General features: G+C 69.7%; 1 protein-coding gene. It reads left to right on the plus strand.

All coding sequences use genetic code 11. The features are described from left to right. Positions 1 to 45 precede the first annotated feature (45 nt). Complete coding sequence (locus L995_RS13545) at positions 46 to 906, plus strand: LysR substrate-binding domain-containing protein (protein WP_082001547.1); 861 nt, start codon at positions 46 to 48, stop codon at positions 904 to 906. Positions 907 to 989: the final 83 nt, after the last annotated feature.

The raw sequence follows: 989 nt of genomic DNA on the forward strand, positions 1-989 counted from the left end.
GCCGCCGGCAGCGGCTTTGCCCCGCCCGGCAGCGGCGCCCGCCGCATCCCGCCCATACAGTGCCTGCTCACTTTCGAGGCGCTGGCGCGGCTGCGCAGCGTGACGCAGACGGCCGAGGAGCTGTGCGTCACGCCCAGCGCCGTCAGCCACCGCGTGCGCCAGCTCGAGCAGATCCTGGGCACGCGGCTGTTCGGCCGCTCGGACTTTTCGCTCACCACCGAAGGCAGCGCCTACCTGTCCCACGTGCGCGAGGGCCTGGGCGCGCTGCAGCGCTTTCCGGGCGAGGTCACGGCACCGGGCCGCCGCAGGCTCAAGCTCGCCGTCACGCCCACCTTTGCGCGCGTGATCCTGATCCCGCGCCTGCGCCAGTTCACGGAAACCTATCCCGAGATCGACATCGCCCTGCAGGTCTCCATCCCGCTGCTGGACGTGGTGGCCGAGGATGCCGACCTGATGGTGCGCTTCGGCCCCGGCCACTACGCCGACGTGGAGCACATCGAACTGGCGCGCGACGTGGTCACGCCGCTGGCCTCGCCGGCCTTCATCCGCGAGCATGGCCCCTTCGAGCAGCCCCAGGACCTGGAAGGCATGCCCCTGCTGCGCAGCCCGCTGGAGCCCTGGCGCACCTGGTTCGGCGCCACCGGCCTGGACTGGCCCGAGCCGCACGAGGGCTCGCAGTTCAACGACATCGGCCTGATGTGCGACGCGGCCTCGGCCGGCATGGGCATTGCCCTGGTGCGCCACAAGCTGGGCGCACCCTGGATGGACAACGGCACCCTGGTGCGCCTGTTCGACATGGACACGGCCAGCCCCCATGCCCACTACCTGTGCTGGCGCACCGGCACCATGGACCGCTGGGAATGCGCGGCCTTTGCTGAATGGTTGAAGAGGGCGATGGCCTGCTGAGGCGCCCACAACGGAATTCACGGATTTCGCGGATTTCACGCGCCGTTGCAATAAACATCAGCGCAGTCCCGCTGCACAAAGAC

It is taken from the genome of Delftia sp. ZNC0008 (assembly GCF_000799035.1).
Classification (GTDB): Bacteria; Pseudomonadota; Gammaproteobacteria; order Burkholderiales; family Burkholderiaceae_C; genus Comamonas; species Comamonas tsuruhatensis.